Below are 277 nucleotides of genomic sequence, written 5' to 3' on the forward strand. Positions count from 1 at the left end.
GGGCATCGCCATCGACTTCTGAGCCGTCGCGCAGAGGGGCGCTGCCCCTCGCGCCCAGTTCGGGCGCTCACCCCGAGATATTTTCAAAAAGATGAAACAGGGCGCCGCTACATTTCATCTTTTGCCAAATACCTCCGCCGGAGGCAGCCGCCCGCAAGGGCGGCCCAGAAACCTCAGAGGCCGAGCACGTCGATCATGTCATACTCACCAGGCGCCTTGTCCTGCCCCCAGAGCGCCGCTTTCAGCGCACCGCGGGCAAAGATCGCGCGGTCAGTGG

The 277-nt window shown here is 63.9% G+C and carries 1 protein-coding gene; it reads right to left on the reverse strand.

Going from position 1 to position 277, the window contains the following annotated elements:
• Positions 1 to 173: 173 nt before the first annotated feature.
• On the reverse strand, positions 174 to 263 hold the full coding sequence (locus R2R70_RS19995; protein WP_410978899.1) for a hypothetical protein: 90 nt from the start codon (positions 261 to 263) through the stop codon (positions 174 to 176).
• Positions 264 to 277: the final 14 nt, after the last annotated feature.

It is taken from the genome of Cobetia sp. SIMBA_158 (genome assembly GCF_046566945.1).
Taxonomy (GTDB): Bacteria; Pseudomonadota; Gammaproteobacteria; order Pseudomonadales; family Halomonadaceae; genus Cobetia; species Cobetia amphilecti.